The 13769-nt window shown below is 73.8% G+C and carries 11 protein-coding genes; 7 read left to right on the top strand and 4 right to left on the bottom strand.

Translation table 11 applies throughout. The annotated features are described in order from the left end of the window. The first annotated feature begins 14 nt into the window (after positions 1 to 14). The 4 genes from COO58_RS18585 to COO58_RS18570 all read left to right on the top strand — a co-directional run bounded on the left by COO58_RS18585 (position 15) and on the right by COO58_RS18570 (position 6799). Positions 15 to 1361: an aldehyde dehydrogenase gene (locus tag COO58_RS18585; RefSeq protein ID WP_369700206.1), complete on the top strand. Its 1347-nt coding sequence runs from the start codon at positions 15 to 17 to the stop codon at positions 1359 to 1361. A gap of 5 nt (positions 1362 to 1366) precedes the next feature. Next, positions 1367 to 2134, top strand: a complete 768-nt coding sequence (locus COO58_RS18580) for a 3-oxoacyl-ACP reductase (RefSeq protein ID WP_091584009.1) — start codon at positions 1367 to 1369, stop codon at positions 2132 to 2134. A gap of 114 nt (positions 2135 to 2248) precedes the next feature. Then, positions 2249 to 3007: a gamma-glutamyl-gamma-aminobutyrate hydrolase family protein gene (locus tag COO58_RS18575; protein ID WP_091580038.1), complete on the top strand. Its 759-nt coding sequence runs from the start codon at positions 2249 to 2251 to the stop codon at positions 3005 to 3007. 123 nt (positions 3008 to 3130) lie between these two features. Then, complete coding sequence (locus COO58_RS18570; protein WP_098745926.1) at positions 3131 to 6799, top strand: SpoIIE family protein phosphatase; 3669 nt, start codon at positions 3131 to 3133, stop codon at positions 6797 to 6799. A gap of 19 nt (positions 6800 to 6818) precedes the next feature. Here the strand turns inward: COO58_RS18570 and COO58_RS30285 are convergent, their stop codons facing one another. Then, positions 6819 to 9014, bottom strand: a complete 2196-nt coding sequence (locus COO58_RS30285) for a hypothetical protein (protein ID WP_176558839.1) — start codon at positions 9012 to 9014, stop codon at positions 6819 to 6821. Positions 9015 to 9143: 129 nt separating this feature from the next. Here COO58_RS30285 and COO58_RS30280 point away from each other — a divergent pair, with 129 nt between their 5' ends. Then, positions 9144 to 10388 (top strand): aromatic acid exporter family protein, encoded by a 1245-nt coding sequence (locus tag COO58_RS30280; protein ID WP_176558838.1) that lies wholly within the window; start codon positions 9144 to 9146, stop codon positions 10386 to 10388. Positions 10389 to 10401: 13 nt separating this feature from the next. Here COO58_RS30280 and COO58_RS18555 read toward each other — a convergent pair whose 3' ends face one another. Beyond that, positions 10402 to 10716, bottom strand: a complete 315-nt coding sequence (locus tag COO58_RS18555) for an STAS domain-containing protein (protein ID WP_255292668.1) — start codon at positions 10714 to 10716, stop codon at positions 10402 to 10404. A 94-nt stretch (positions 10717 to 10810) separates the two neighbouring features. Here COO58_RS18555 and map point away from each other — a divergent pair, with 94 nt between their 5' ends. Together map and COO58_RS18545 are read left to right on the top strand one after the other, a co-directional pair. After that, complete coding sequence (gene map / locus COO58_RS18550) at positions 10811 to 11668, top strand: type I methionyl aminopeptidase (protein WP_091580016.1); 858 nt, start codon at positions 10811 to 10813, stop codon at positions 11666 to 11668. Next, positions 11665 to 12381, top strand: coding sequence for a VIT1/CCC1 transporter family protein (locus COO58_RS18545; RefSeq protein ID WP_091580011.1), 717 nt, complete (start codon positions 11665 to 11667; stop codon positions 12379 to 12381). The genes map and COO58_RS18545 overlap by 4 nt, the downstream gene beginning before the upstream one ends. 11 nt (positions 12382 to 12392) lie before the next feature. Here the strand turns inward: COO58_RS18545 and COO58_RS18540 are convergent, their stop codons facing one another. Continuing rightward, complete coding sequence (locus COO58_RS18540; RefSeq protein ID WP_091580008.1) at positions 12393 to 13109, bottom strand: hypothetical protein; 717 nt, start codon at positions 13107 to 13109, stop codon at positions 12393 to 12395. 137 nt (positions 13110 to 13246) lie between these two features. Further along, entirely contained in the window at positions 13247 to 13723 is a 477-nt protein-coding gene (locus tag COO58_RS18535; protein WP_091580004.1) for a nitroreductase family deazaflavin-dependent oxidoreductase, read from the bottom strand. Positions 13724 to 13769: the final 46 nt, after the last annotated feature.

Raw genomic sequence — 13769 nt, 5'->3', positions numbered from 1 at the left:
CGGGCGTGGGTGAGGTGATTTCGCCGGTTGACGGGGGGCGGATCGGGGAGGTCGCGTCCGCGACCGTGGCGGACGTGGATGCCGCCATCGCGCGGGCGGCTGCCGCGTTCGAGACGTGGCGTCGGGTGGCGCCGGGCGACCGGGGGCGGCTGCTGCGGAGGTTCGCCGCCCAGGTCGACGCGCATCTGGAGGAGTTGGCCCTCCTGGAGGTGCGCAACGCCGGGCACACCATCGGCAACGCGCGTTGGGAGGCCGGCAACGTCCGTGACGTGCTCGACTACTACGCGGGCGCGCCGGAACGGCTGACCGGCCAGCAGATCCCGGTGCCCGGCGGGCTCGACGTCACGTTCCACGAGCCGCTCGGCGTGGTCGGCGTGATCGTGCCGTGGAACTTCCCGATGCCGATCGCCGGCTGGGGATTCGCCCCCGCGCTCGCGGCCGGCAACACGGTGGTGCTCAAGCCGGCCGAGCTGACCCCGCTGACCGCGCTGCGCCTGGCCGAGCTGGCCCGCGACGCCGGGCTGCCCGACGGCGTGTTCACCGTGCTGCCCGGGCCGGGCGGCGTGGTCGGCGAACGGTTCGTCACCCACCCGGCCGTCCGCAAGATCTGCTTCACCGGCTCCACCGAGGTCGGCACCCGGATCATGGCCGGCTGCGCCGCCCAGGTGAAGCGGGTGACGCTGGAACTGGGCGGCAAGTCGGCGAACATCGTCTTCGCCGACGCCGACCTGGCGAAGGCGGCGGCCACCGCCCCGTCCGCGGTCTTCGACAACGCTGGCCAGGACTGCTGCGCCCGCTCCCGGATCCTGGTCCAACGCCCGGTGTACGACCGCTTCCTGGAACTGCTCGAACCGGCCGTGCGGGCGTTCCGGGTGGAGGACCCGGCCCGCGAGACCGCCGAGATGGGCCCGCTGATCTCCGCCGGGCACCGGGACCGGGTCGCCGGGTACGTCGACGACGCGGACGTGGCCTTCACCGGCTCGTGCCCCGACGGCCCCGGCTTCTGGCACGCCCCGACCGTGCTGCTCGCCGGCTCCCCGGCGGACCGGCACTGGCGGGAGGAGATCTTCGGCCCGGTCGTCTCGGTGCTCCCGTTCGACGACGAGGCGGACGCGATCCGGCTCGCCAACGACACCGAGTACGGCCTCTCCGGCTCGATCTGGACCCGGGACGTGGGCCGTGCCGTCCGGGTGGCCCGGGCGGTGGAGTCGGGCAACCTGAGCGTCAACTCGCACTCCTCGGTGCGTTACTGGACCCCGTTCGGCGGGATGAAACGCTCCGGCCTCGGCCGCGAGCTGGGCCCGGACGCGCTGCACGCCTTCACCGACGTCAAGAACGTGTTCATCGGCACCGAGGAGTGATCACAGTGCAGGGACGGCTTCAGGACCGGGTGGCCGTGGTGACCGGCGCGGGCAGCGGCATCGGGCTGGCCACCGTGCGGCGCTTCGCCGCCGAGGGTGCCCGGGTGGTCTGCGTGGACATCGACGCCGACGCCGGCACCCGGGCGGCGCGGGAGGTGAACGGGGAGTTCGTCGCCGCGGACGTGGCCGACGAGACGGCGGTCCGTGACCTCTTCGACGGCGTGGTGGACCGGCACGGCCGGGTGGACGTCGCCTTCAACAACGCCGGCATCTCCCCGCCCGACGACGACTCCATCCTGGAGACCGGGCTGGACGCCTGGGAGCGGGTGCTGCGGGTCAACACCACGAGCGTCTACCTGTGCTGCAAGCACGTCATCCCGCACATGCGCCGGCAGGGCAAGGGCTCGATCATCAACACCGCCTCGTTCGTGGCGCTGATGGGCGCCGCCACGTCGCAGATCGCGTACACGGCGAGCAAGGGCGGGGTGCTGGCGATGACCAGGGAGTTGGGCGTGCAGTTCGCCCGCGAGGGCATCCGGGTCAACGCGCTCTGCCCCGGGCCGGTGGCCACCCCGCTGCTGCTGGACCTGTTCGCCAAGGACCCGGAGCGGGCCGCCCGGCGTCTCGTGCACGTGCCGATGGGCCGGTTCGGGGACCCGACCGAGATCGCCGCCGCGGTGGCGTTCCTGGCCAGCGACGACGCCTCGTTCATGACCGCCGCGCAGTTCGTGGTCGACGGCGGCATCACCGGCGCGTACGTGACGCCACTGTGAGCGCGAGGAGTGAGCCGGGGTTGCGAGCCCCGCAGTCGCGATCCGGGCCAGCGCTGTGAGCGCGAGGAGTGAGCCGGGGTTGCGAGCCCCGCAGTCGCGAACCGGGCCAGCACTGTGAGGCGACGGCCGGTCATCGGCGTCACCGCGTACGTCGAGCCGGCCGGCTGGGCGGTGTGGCGGGACGTGCCGGCGACGCTGGTGCCGCACGCGTACGTCCGGGCGGTGACCGCGGCGGGCGGCCGGGCGGTGGTGCTGCCCCCGGACGACGTCGACGCCGACGTGCTCGGGCTGCTGGACGGGCTGCTGCTGGCCGGCGGCGCGGACGTCGGCCCGGAGCGCTACGGGCAGCCGCCCGACCCGCGCACCGAGAGCCGGCCGGACCGCGACGCCGGCGAGGTGGCGCTGCTGACCGCCGCGCTCGCCGCCGACCTGCCGGTGCTGGGCGTGTGCCGGGGGATGCAGCTGCTGGCCGTCGCGTACGGCGGCAGCCTGCACCAGCACCTGCCGGACGTGGTCGGGCACGACGGGCACCGGCCGGCCCCCGGGGTCTACGGGTCGCACCCGGTGCGCTTCGCCCCGGGCAGCCGGGCCGGGACGGTGATGGCCGGTGTGGACCGGGTCAACTCGTACCATCACCAGGCGGTGGCCGACCCCGGCGGCCTGGCGGTCACCGGCTGGGCCGACGACGGGGTGGTGGAGGCGCTGGAGGATCCGGCGCGGCGCTTCGTGCTCGGCGTGCAGTGGCATCCGGAGAACGAGGCCGATCCTCGGCCGGTCACGGCGCTGGTCCAGGCCGCGGTGTCGCGCAGATCACAGCCGGCCGGCCCGGGGCCCCGCCCGACTCGCCCCCGCCCGCCGGTTACGTCAGGATGAGGCGGAGGTAACCAGCGTCCGCCGGTGCCGGTGCGTTACGTTGCTCCTCCGCCGGGGTAGTAGGCGGGGACGGTCGGCGTAACCACGCCGGCCGTCGTGGACATGGCCGGAGCGGGAGGCTGCATGGGCTCGGCCCAGGGGGGCGGGGACGTCGGTCGATCGTCCCCGGCGGCCGGCGAGGCGTCTTTCCCACCGTTGCTGACCGCGGCGTTCGCCGCCGGCGGCGAGATGGGCGAGCGGCTGCGCGGCTTCGACTGGGCCACCACCCCGCTCGGCACCCCGGACCGCTGGCCGGCCGCGCTCTGCCACGCGGTGAGCACCATGCTGGCGTCCCGCGCCCAGATGGTGGTCTTCTGGGGTGCGGAGCACCGGGCCTTCTACAACGACGCCTACCGGCCCACCATCGGCGACAAGCACCCGGCGGTGATCGGGCAGTCCGCCCGGCTGCACTGGGCCGAGACCTGGGACGTCCTCGGCCCGCTGCTCGACGGGGTGCGCGGCACCGGCGTGCCCTACCGGGGCGAGAACCATCCCTTCGTGATCAACCGGCACGGCTTCCTGGAGGACGTCTACTTCGACGTCTCGTACGACCCGATCCGGGACGCCGACGGCACCGTCGAGGGGATCTTCTGCTTCGTCAACGAGACCACCGGCCGGGTGCTCGGCGAGCGCCGGCTGCGGGCCCTGGCCGAGCTGGGCAACGAGCTGGGCGACGTGCCGAGCACGCTCGAACTGGGCCGGGCCGTCGCCCGGGTGCTCGACGCCCACCGGGACGACGTGCCGTTCAGCGCGCTCTGGCTCACTGAGCCCGGCGGCGCCGCCGTGCTCGCCGGCTGCACCGGCACGGATCCGGCCACGGTCGCCGGGCCGCCCCCGGGAATGAGCGCCGGCGAGGAGCTGACCGCGCCGCGCTGGATCGCCACCGCCGACCTGCCCGCCGCCGTCCCGGCCGACGCCGCCGACCAGGCGCTGCTGCTGCCGCTGACCGCCACCAACGAGCCGGCCGGAGTGCTGCTGCTCGGGGTGTCCCGCCGGCTCCCGTTCACCGACGACTACCGCGACTTCGTCGACCTGGTCGCCGCGCAGGTCTCCCGGGCGGTCGGCAAGCAGCGGGCGTACGAGCAGGAGCGGGCCCGGGCCGCCGAGCTGGCCGCGCTCGACCGCGCCAAGACCAACTTCTTCGCCAACGTGAGCCACGAGTTCCGCACCCCGCTCACCCTGGTCCTCGGTCCGCTGGAGGACATGCTCGCCGACCGGGAGCTGCCCGACCGCTACACCGATCGCCTGACCATGATGCACCGCAACGGGCTGCGCCTGCTCAAACTGGTCAACACCGTGCTCGACTTCTCCCGGCTGGAGTCCGGCCGGCTGGCCGCCCGCTACCAGCCCACCGACCTGGCCGACCACACGTCACGGCTGGCCAGCACGTTCCGCTCGGCCACCGAACGGGCCGGACTGCGCCTGGTGGTCGACTGCCCGCCGCTGCGCGCGCCGGTCTACGTGGACCGGGACATGTGGGAGAAGATCGTCCTCAACCTGATCTCGAACGCGGTCAAGTTCACCTTCGACGGCGAGATCCGGGTCCGGGTCCGTTCCGGCGACGGGGCCGCCGTGCTGGAGGTGACCGACACCGGCGTCGGCATCGCGCCGCAGGAGCTGCCGCAGGTCTTCGAGCGGTTCCACCGGGTGGCGGGTGCCCGCTCCCGTACCCACGAGGGCACCGGCATCGGGCTCGCCCTGGTCCGTGAGCTGGTCGAGATGCACGGCGGCACGGTGACCGCGAGCAGCGTCGTCGACCGGGGCACCACCTTCACGGTGACCGTGCCGTTCGGCTACGCGCACCTGCCCGCCGACCGGGTGTCCGCGCTGTCCCCGGTGCCGCTGAGCGAGCCGGAGCAGGCCCGGCTCCACGTCGCCGAGACGGCGCTCTGGACCGACGAGGTGGCCCGACCGGCCGGGCTGCCCGAGCCGTCCGGGACGCCGGGCGCCGCCGGCCGGATCCTGGTCGCCGACGACAACCCCGACCTGCGCGAGCACGTCGGCCGGCTGCTCTCCCCGGCCTACGAGGTGGTGGCCGTGCCGGACGGCGTGGAGGCGCTGCGGCTGGCCGTCGACACCCCGTTCGACCTGGTGCTCAGCGACGTGATGATGCCCCGGCTGGACGGCTTCGGGCTGGTCGCCGCGCTGCGCGCCAACCCGGTCACCCGGCACGTGCCGATCGTGCTGCTCTCCGCGCGGGCCGGCGCCGCCGAGGAGGTCGCCGGCCTCTCGGCCGGCGCGGACGACTACCTGACCAAGCCCTTCTCCAGCCAGGAACTGGTCGCCCGGGTCCGGGCCAACGTCGAGCTGGGACAGTTGCGCGGGCAGATCATCCGCCGGCTGCGGGCGCTCGCCGACGCCGCGGTGGCGATCAACACCGCCCGGTCCACCGCCGAGGTGGTCCGGGTCGCCGCCCGGCACGCGCTCACCCTGGCCGAGGCGGACCGGGTGCTGGTCACCGCGACCGGCGCCCGCCACGAGGAGGACGCCGGCGGCGACCTGCCCGCCGAGCCGTCAGTGGTGCTGCCGCTGACCGGGACCACCGGCGAGCAGCTCGGCGAGCTGCGGGTGTGGCGGGGCGAGGGGGGCGGCGCCGAGCAGGCGGCGCTGACCGAGCTGGCCCGGCTGGTCGGCGTACGGCTGGAGAACGCCCAGCTCTACGAGGCCGAGCACCGGATCGCCACCACGCTCCAGCACAGCCTGCTGCCGCGTACGCTGCCGCAGCTGCCCGGCGCGGTGGTGGCCAGCCGTTACCTGCCCGGCAGCGCGGACGTCGAGGTCGGTGGCGACTGGTACGACGTGATGGGCGCGCCCGACGACGAGATGGTGCTCGTCATCGGCGACGTGGTCGGCAAGGGCGTGCGGGCCGCCGCCGCGATGGGCCAGCTCCGCAACGCGCTGCGGGCGTACGTCCTGGAGGGCTACGACCCGGGCGAGGCGCTGACCCGGCTCAACCAGCTGGTCCACTCCACCGGCAGCGGCTCCTTCGCCACGGTGGTCTGCCTCAGCTTCTCCCCGCGCGACGGCCGGCTGCGGTACGCCAGCGCGGGTCACCCCTCGCCCCTGCTGATCCGAGGAGACGACGTGGCGTTCCTGCACGATCGGGCCCTCGGACCGCCGGTCGGGGCGATCCCCGGCACCACCTACCGGACCGTCGAGGGCGAACTCGCCCCCGGCGGCCGGTTGCTGCTCTACACCGACGGTCTGATCGAGGACCGGACGGCCGGCATCGACGCCGGGCTCGGGCAGCTGCGGCGCGACGCGACCGCGCGCGGCGAGCACGTAGCCGACCTGGTGGACGCGGTGGTGGAACGGGTCGCGGGGCGGACCCGGCACGACGACGTGGCGGTGCTCGCGCTGGAGGCGGCCGAGTTGAACCGCTTCGCGCTGCGCCTGCCCGCCGACCCGACCCGACTCAGCGTGCTGCGCAAGCGGCTGGAGGACTTCCTCGTCGCCCACCAGGTCGGCGAGACGGACCTGTTCGACCTCACCGTGGCGATCTCCGAGGCCGCGGCGAACGCGATCGAGCACCCGATCGACCCGGTCGACCCGTCGATCGAGGTGGAGGTGACCATCGCGGACCGCACGGTCACGGCGACGATCCGGGACAGCGGGCGGTGGCGCGAGTCCAGCGGGTCGAGCTTCCGCGGGCGCGGGCTGGCGCTGATCCAGGCGCTCGGGGAGATGAGCGTGACCCGCACCGAGGACGGCACCGAGCTGACGCTGCGCCGCCGGCTGACCGGGACGGACTGAGCGTCGGCCTCCCCGTCGGTCACCTTCGGGGCAGGCGGGTGGCGAGATCCCGCACCGCCGCGCGGTACGTCTCGTCGAACCGGAACAGGTGGCGTTCGATCGGTGGAGGCACGGTGTCGCCGGGCGCGATGGTCAGCGCCGCCGGGTCGCGTACCAGTCGATCGACGCCGGCGGCGGGATCGTCCGACGCCCTCCGGTCCGAGGGGAAGACCGGACCGCCGACCGGGTCGGTGCGGCGCCACAGGTTGGTCCAGCGCCAGTCGAGGTCGGCGCCGATCCGCCGCAGCATCACGTCGTTGATGTAGGCGGGGAACACGCGGGCGTAGAGCCGCTGCAGCGGGGACGCGAAGGTGAGCAGCGCGAGCCGGGAGCGCGTGGCCGGGGGAAGTTGCAGGGCGGTCACGGCCGCGAGGACGCTGCCGTGACTCTGCCCGGCGAGGACGACGGTGTCCCCGGTGGCGATCAGGTGGCGGACCCGGCGGGTCAGGTCGGGCACGGCCCGTTCGGAGTAGCAGGGCGCGGCGAGCGGGTGGGCGCCCCGCGGCCAGAAGGTCGCCAGTTCCCACAGGATGCCGATCAGGCGGATGCCCCTGGACCGGTAGGCGAACAGGCCGAGAACGCCCAGCAGGAGGGCGAAGGTGCCGATCAGGTAGGCGCCGACGTCGGTGACGAAGACGACCGGCCGCGCCAGTGGTTCACCGCCGAGCAGACGGGCCAGGTCACCGGGGCCGTCGTGCACGATCGCCGATCCCGCGGCACCGAGCGCGATGGTCGCCAGCGCGGCGTACGCGGCCGGCGCCAGCGGCCCGAGCTTGTCCGCCAACTGTGCCGAGACGACCGCGTCGCGTACGGCGTGCACGCGTGCGGGAGGCACCCGGTCCAGGTCGGCGTACTCGGCCCGCAGGGTCCGCATGACCGCGGCCCGGCGCGCCGACCGTCGCCAGAGTCTGCGGGTCAGGACGACGACCGCCGCGAGGACCACCGCCAGGAAGAACCCCAGGGCAGCCCAGCGGAAGGCCACGGGTGGAGTGAGCGGCGGAGCCCCTGGTGGAGTGGGACGCGCCGGAGTGGGGCTGGATCCGCGGTCGAGGTAGTCGGCGGAGAGATAGACCAGGCCGGAGGAGTAGGAGACGGCGAACCCGATCGCGACGAGGATGAGCACCGGCGCCGCGAGCCCGCGCAGCACGGCGGACCCGTTGACATGGTGCCGCCGGGCCGAGACGACCAGGGCGGCCAGCGCGGTCAGCAGCGCCATCTGACTGACGTACACGGTCGCCACGAGCACGTCGTAGCCGGGCAGGTTGTCCGCGGCGTTCCAGGAGTCCCGCGGGACGAGCGAGTAGGCGAGAACGGCTGCGGTCAGGATGCCCGAGGTGCGAGCCAGCGCCCGGGTCACGGCGGTGGTGCGGGCGGTGCTGGTGCGACGCTCGATGCCCGGCAGGCAGCAGATGGCCATCGCCGCCGCGGTGACGAGCAGCACGGCGGCGAACAGGAGGTAACCGGCGAACCGTCGGTCGTGCGGCACCAGCGCGCTGAGGACGGCAGTGTCGAGCGTGCCCAGGGCCGCCACCAGGTGAACGGCGCGGAGATGTCGGACCAGACTGCGGTTGTCCCAGAACGCGGGGTCGTCCAGGCCCTCGATCTCGGTGTCCCCGCCGTCGGGCGCCCCGGTCTCGGGCAGTTGCCAGGTCCGGCTACCCAGGCGCCACAGCGCGGTGATCGCCGCCAGCGGGAGCAGGGCGAGGATGGCGAGTTCCCAGCCGGCGGGCAGCCCGGCCAGCCAGGAGACGAAACGGCGGTCCTGGTAGCAGCGCGGATAACTCAGGCACTGCCAGGCGAGCAGATCGAGAGCCACGCCGACGACCGCCAGCACGTACATCATGGTCAGCGAGACGCACAGGAGCCGGACCACCGCACGGGCCGGCGCTCCGGCACGACCGGTCAACGGCAGGGCCCAGAGCGCGATGTTGCCGAGCATGAAGGGCAGCAGCAACACCAGGGAGAACGTCCGACCCGCCGTTCCGCCGGTCAGGCCGTTCCACCGGTAGGCCTCCAGACGCACGTTCCCGGCCGGCTGCTGGTCCTCCGGGCCGGCGCCAGGACGGTAGAAGCCCGCCTCCACGTCACCGGCGACGAGATGGGCGGGCCGCTCGCCCAGGATCCGGTCGGAGCTGTAACCACCCACGCCGTGCACCCGCAACTCGATCAGACCCACCCAGCCACCGCTTCCGCGTCGAGGACGCGGGTGCCTACCCCTTCACCACCGGGACATGCGCGGGTGATCCCGCCGTCCAGCCTCGGTTTCCGCCCGGACCGGAGTGACGGAAGCCGTAGCGTGGTGGTGGTGAGACGAGGGGATCCGGCGGGCCCGCGCGCGACCCACGACCCGGTCGTAGCGGCGTGGGGCGCGGTGCGGCGGACCGGCTCCGCCACGGCCCGCGACCGACTGGTGCGGCTGCGACTGAGCCTGCTCGTGGCGGTCCAGTCGGGCGTGGCCGCGGCCGGCGCGTGGTGGATCGCCAACGACGTGTTGGACAATCCCCAGCCCCTGTTCGCGCCCGCCGTGGCGGTGGGCACCATCGCCAGTTCGGTGGGTCAGCGCTTCCGCCGGACCCTGTTCCTGGTCGCCGGTGTCGCGGTCGGCATCACCCTCGGCGACCTGTTGGTCTCCTGGGTGGGGCAGGGCCACGTGCAGATCGGTGTCATCGTGGCGGCGTCGATCCTGTTCGCCGTGCTGCTGAGCGGCGAGGGGTCGTTCGTGACCCAGGTCGGTGGCAGCGCCATGGTGATCGCGGTGCTGGCCCCGGCCAACACGAATTTGGCGGTGCCGCGCTTCGTCGACGGCATCGTCGGCGGGGTGGTGGGCATCCTCGTCGCGCTGGTGGTGCTCCCCCTGCACCCGATCCACCGGATCCGGCGCGCCGGTCGACCGTTGCTCGACCGCATCGCCACCGAACTGGACCGGGTGGCCGAGGCCGCCCGGAATCGGGACGCCGAGCTGGCCAAGCGGGCCCTCGACACACTGCGCGGCGTCGACACCTCGGACCTGGACACGGCGCTGTCGGCGGCCGTCGAGGTCGTCCGCATCTCACCGCTGCGGTGGCACAACCACAACTCGCTGGAGGGCTGGAGGCACGGCGCCGCACTGATGATGCGCTCCCTGCTGCAGAGTCGTGACCTCGCGCTCAACCTGGAGAGCGCGCTCCGTAGCGACGAGCCGGTACCGCCCCGGCTCGCGGACGCCGTCGACAGCCTCGCCGAGGCCGTCCGGCACGTGGCCGTGGAGTGGTCGCCGTCGGCCAACCGGCCGTCCCGGTCCCAACGAGCCGCGATGACGGCCATCCGTCAGGCTCAGGAGGCACTCACCAGCGGGCTGCGGATCGGTGGCGTCAACCTGGCGAACGACATCAGCATCATCGCCGTGAACACCATCCGCGCGAGCGGTGTGAGCAAGCACGACGCCGAGACGCTACGGCGCGACCTCGCCCCCGACACCGCCACGGACCCCGGCGAGCGGAAGCCGGCACCAGATCGCCCGCAGGCCGGGCCGGCCGGCCCGCTGACGCACGGTGCGGAAGATCCGCCCTGAACCGGCAGCCGGTTCAGGTGTCCGCCAGCCAGTCCTGATCGCCCAGGCCGGAGATCTCCAGCACGCGTCGGACCTGCCGGGACGGCAGCACGACGAGCGCGCCCGGGAAGCGCTGGGACAGCCGCACCACCGCGTGGATGGCGGCCGAGTCGAAGAAGGTGACCGCGCGCAGGTCGAGCGTGAGCCGCTTGGCGGGCTCGCGGAGCGCGCTCTGGAACATGGTGTCCGCGGTCGCCATGTCGACCTCGCCGGTCACCAGGACACGGAGGTGGTCGCCCTCGCCCTCCGCCGTCACGGTGAAGACGGGCGGTGCACCCCCTTGATCCACGCAGCAACAATGGCACAGCGTTTGCGGCACGGCAACAACCTGGTGGGCGGGGCCGTGGCGGGGGTCACGGGGGTGCCGGCGATAGTCTGAGGACATGACCGTCCGTGCGCCGCTGACCCCCGGCACGCTCTCCCCGTGGCGAGCGGTCCCCGCCCACATTCCGCGCCCCGAGTACGTGGGGAAGAAGCGCCCGCAGGAGTGGCGCGGGTCCCACGTGCAGACGCCGGAGACCATCGAGAAGATGCGGGTGGCCGGTCGGCTCGCGGCCCGGGCCACCCAGCTCGCGGGTGAGCACTGCAAGCCGGGGGTGACCACCGATGAGATCGACCAGGTGGTGCACGAGTTCCTCTGCGACCACGGCGCCTACCCGTCGACGCTGGGCTACAAGGGCTTTCCCAAGTCCTGCTGCACCAGCGTCAACGAGGTGATCTGCCACGGCATCCCCGACTCGACGGTGCTCCAGGACGGCGACATCGTCAACGTCGACGTCACGGCCTACCTGAACGGGGTGCACGGCGACACCGACGCGACCTTCTGCGTCGGTGAGGTGGGCGAGGAGGCCCGCCTGCTGGTCGAGCGGACCCACGCGGCGATGATGCGCGGCATCAAGGCGGTCGCGCCGGGCCGGCAGATCAACGTCATCGGCCGGGTGATCGAGTCCTACGCCAAGCGCTTCGGCTACGGCGTGGTGCGCGACTTCACCGGCCACGGCATCGGCGAGGCCTTCCACAGCGGCCTCTACGTCCCGCACTACGACAGCCCGCGCCCCACCGACCTGATGGAACCTGGGATGACCTTCACCATCGAGCCGATGATCACCCTCGGCACCCACCAGTACGACATGTGGGACGACGGCTGGACGGTGGTCACCAAGGACCGGAGGTGGACGGCGCAGTTCGAGCACACCATCGTCGTGACCGACGACGGCTACGAGATCCTGACCCTGCCGTGACCGACACCCCGGCGGCGCTGCGCGAGGCGCACCACGCGGACGTGTCCGGCGGCTGGCTGCGGCCGGCGGTCTTCGGCGCCATGGACGGTCTGGTCACCAACATCGCGCTGATCGCCGGTGTCGGTGGCGGCGGGGTGTCCCCGCGCAGCGTCGTGCTCACCGGCACGGCCGGCCTGGTGGCCGGCGCCATCTCGATGGGTCTGGGCGAGTACACGAGCGTCCGGTCCGCCAACGAGCAGGTGGCCGCCGAGGTGGCCAAGGAGCGGCGGGAGCTGGAACGGCACCCGGAGGCGGAGGCCCGCGAGCTGGCCGACGCGTGGGTGGCCCGCGGGCTGCCCCGCGACCTGGCCACCCAGGTCGCCGAGGCGGTGCGCGCCAACCCGGAGGAGGCGCTGCGCGTCCACGTCCGGGAGGAGTTGGGCGTCGACCCCGACGACCAGCCCAGCCCGTGGGCGGCGGCGATCTCGTCGTTCATCTGCTTCTCGATCGGCGCCCTGGTGCCGCTGCTGCCGTACCTGCTCGGCTTCACCAGCCTGTGGCTGGCCCTCGGCGTCGGCGGCGTGGGGCTCTTCCTCGCCGGGGCGATCGTGGCCCGGTTCACCTACCGCGCCTGGTGGAGCGGCGGCCTGCGGCAGCTGCTGCTCGGCGCGCTGGCAGCCGGCGCGACCTATCTGATCGGCGCGCTGATCGGGGTTGGTGGCGGTATCGGCTGACGGCCCCGCGCTCAGCCGTCCAGCAGGTCGTCGACGGTGCCGTCGACCGGCCGGCCCCGGGCGGCCAGTTCCTCGGCCTGCCGGGTCAACACCGCGCCCACCTCGGTCATGTCCGCCCCGGCCAGCCCGGTCCGCCGCACCGCGTCCCCCGGATCGCGGAAGTAGGTGCGACTGAACAGCCCCTGCACGGTCGCGGCGGCCAGCCGGGCCTCACCGAGCACGAGCAGCGCCTGGTCGGTCTCGTACCACTCGGCCAGCCGCAGCGCGCGGGCGTGCGCCGCGCTGCCCCGGTACCAGGCCTGCCGCGCGGCGGTGGTGAACTCGGCCGGTCGGGCCCGGGCCAGCCGGGCGAGGTGCTCGTCGCGCAGCTTCGGCAGCCAGCCGGTCGGATCGTGCAGGGCGCGGGTGGTGACGTACCGGTCAGCCGCCAGCGGCCAGCCCGCCGTGATCGTGGTCGCCCGCCGCAGGTAGTCGTCCGCCCCGGCCACGGTCAGGTCGACCAGCACCCCGTCGACGCGGCGGGTGGACGGCCTCGGCCCGGCACCCGGTCGGTAGGTGGCGACGAGCAGCCCCACCTCGCTGTCCCCGCCGCCGTCGTCGTCGCCGTGCGCGAGCGGGCCGTGCACCGCGACCGCGAGCACGTCGGCCGGGAAGCGGCGGAGGACGGCGTCCCCTACCCGCTCGGCCACCCGCCACCGCGGGTCGTCCAGACTCCGTTCGGCGGTCAACGTCCACCTCCATCCGGCGAACAACGCGGCGGCCTCCAGCCACCCCAGTCAGGTCGGCCCGCGCACCCACCTCGCCGCGACCCCGGTGGCAAGGGGGCACCGCGAGGAGGCTCAGACCCGTGCCGTCCGCCGGACCCCTAGGACCGGTTGGCGGTTGGGGCCAGGCGGAAGACCTTGATCTCGCGGCCACCGGCCCGCTCGACGTACGTGCGGTACGCGGGCCACTCCTGCACCAGCCGCTGGAACAGCCGTTCCCGTTCCTCGCCGGTGACCTGCTCGGCGGTGACCGGGATCCGGCGGCCCTTGACGTCCACCTCGGCGCCCGGGTGGGCCATCAGGTTGAACGTCCAGGACGGCTGGTGGCGTTGCCCCCAGTTCGAGCCGATCACCACGTAGGCGTCGCCGTCGGGGACGTAGACCAGGGGGTTGCTGCGGGGCTTGCCGGAGCGGCGGCCGGTGGAGGTGAGCACCAGTGTGGGCACCAGCCCGAAGGCGACCACGCGACCCTTCGTCAGCCGGCCGACGAGCCGGTCGGCGGGGACGAGCAGACGCATGGTGGTGGCGAACCACTGCTGGTGACCGAGGCGGCGGGTGAGGGATCCCAGAGCGGTCACCCGTCCAGTCTGCCGCCCCCGCCGCGCCCCGTCACCCCCCTGCGGA

It is taken from the genome of Micromonospora sp. WMMA1996 (assembly GCF_002573675.1).
In the GTDB taxonomy this organism is placed as follows: domain Bacteria; phylum Actinomycetota; class Actinomycetes; order Mycobacteriales; family Micromonosporaceae; genus Micromonospora; species Micromonospora sediminicola.
Note: the sequence above shows the minus strand (reverse complement) of the source record. Positions and strands in the feature narration are given on the sequence as shown.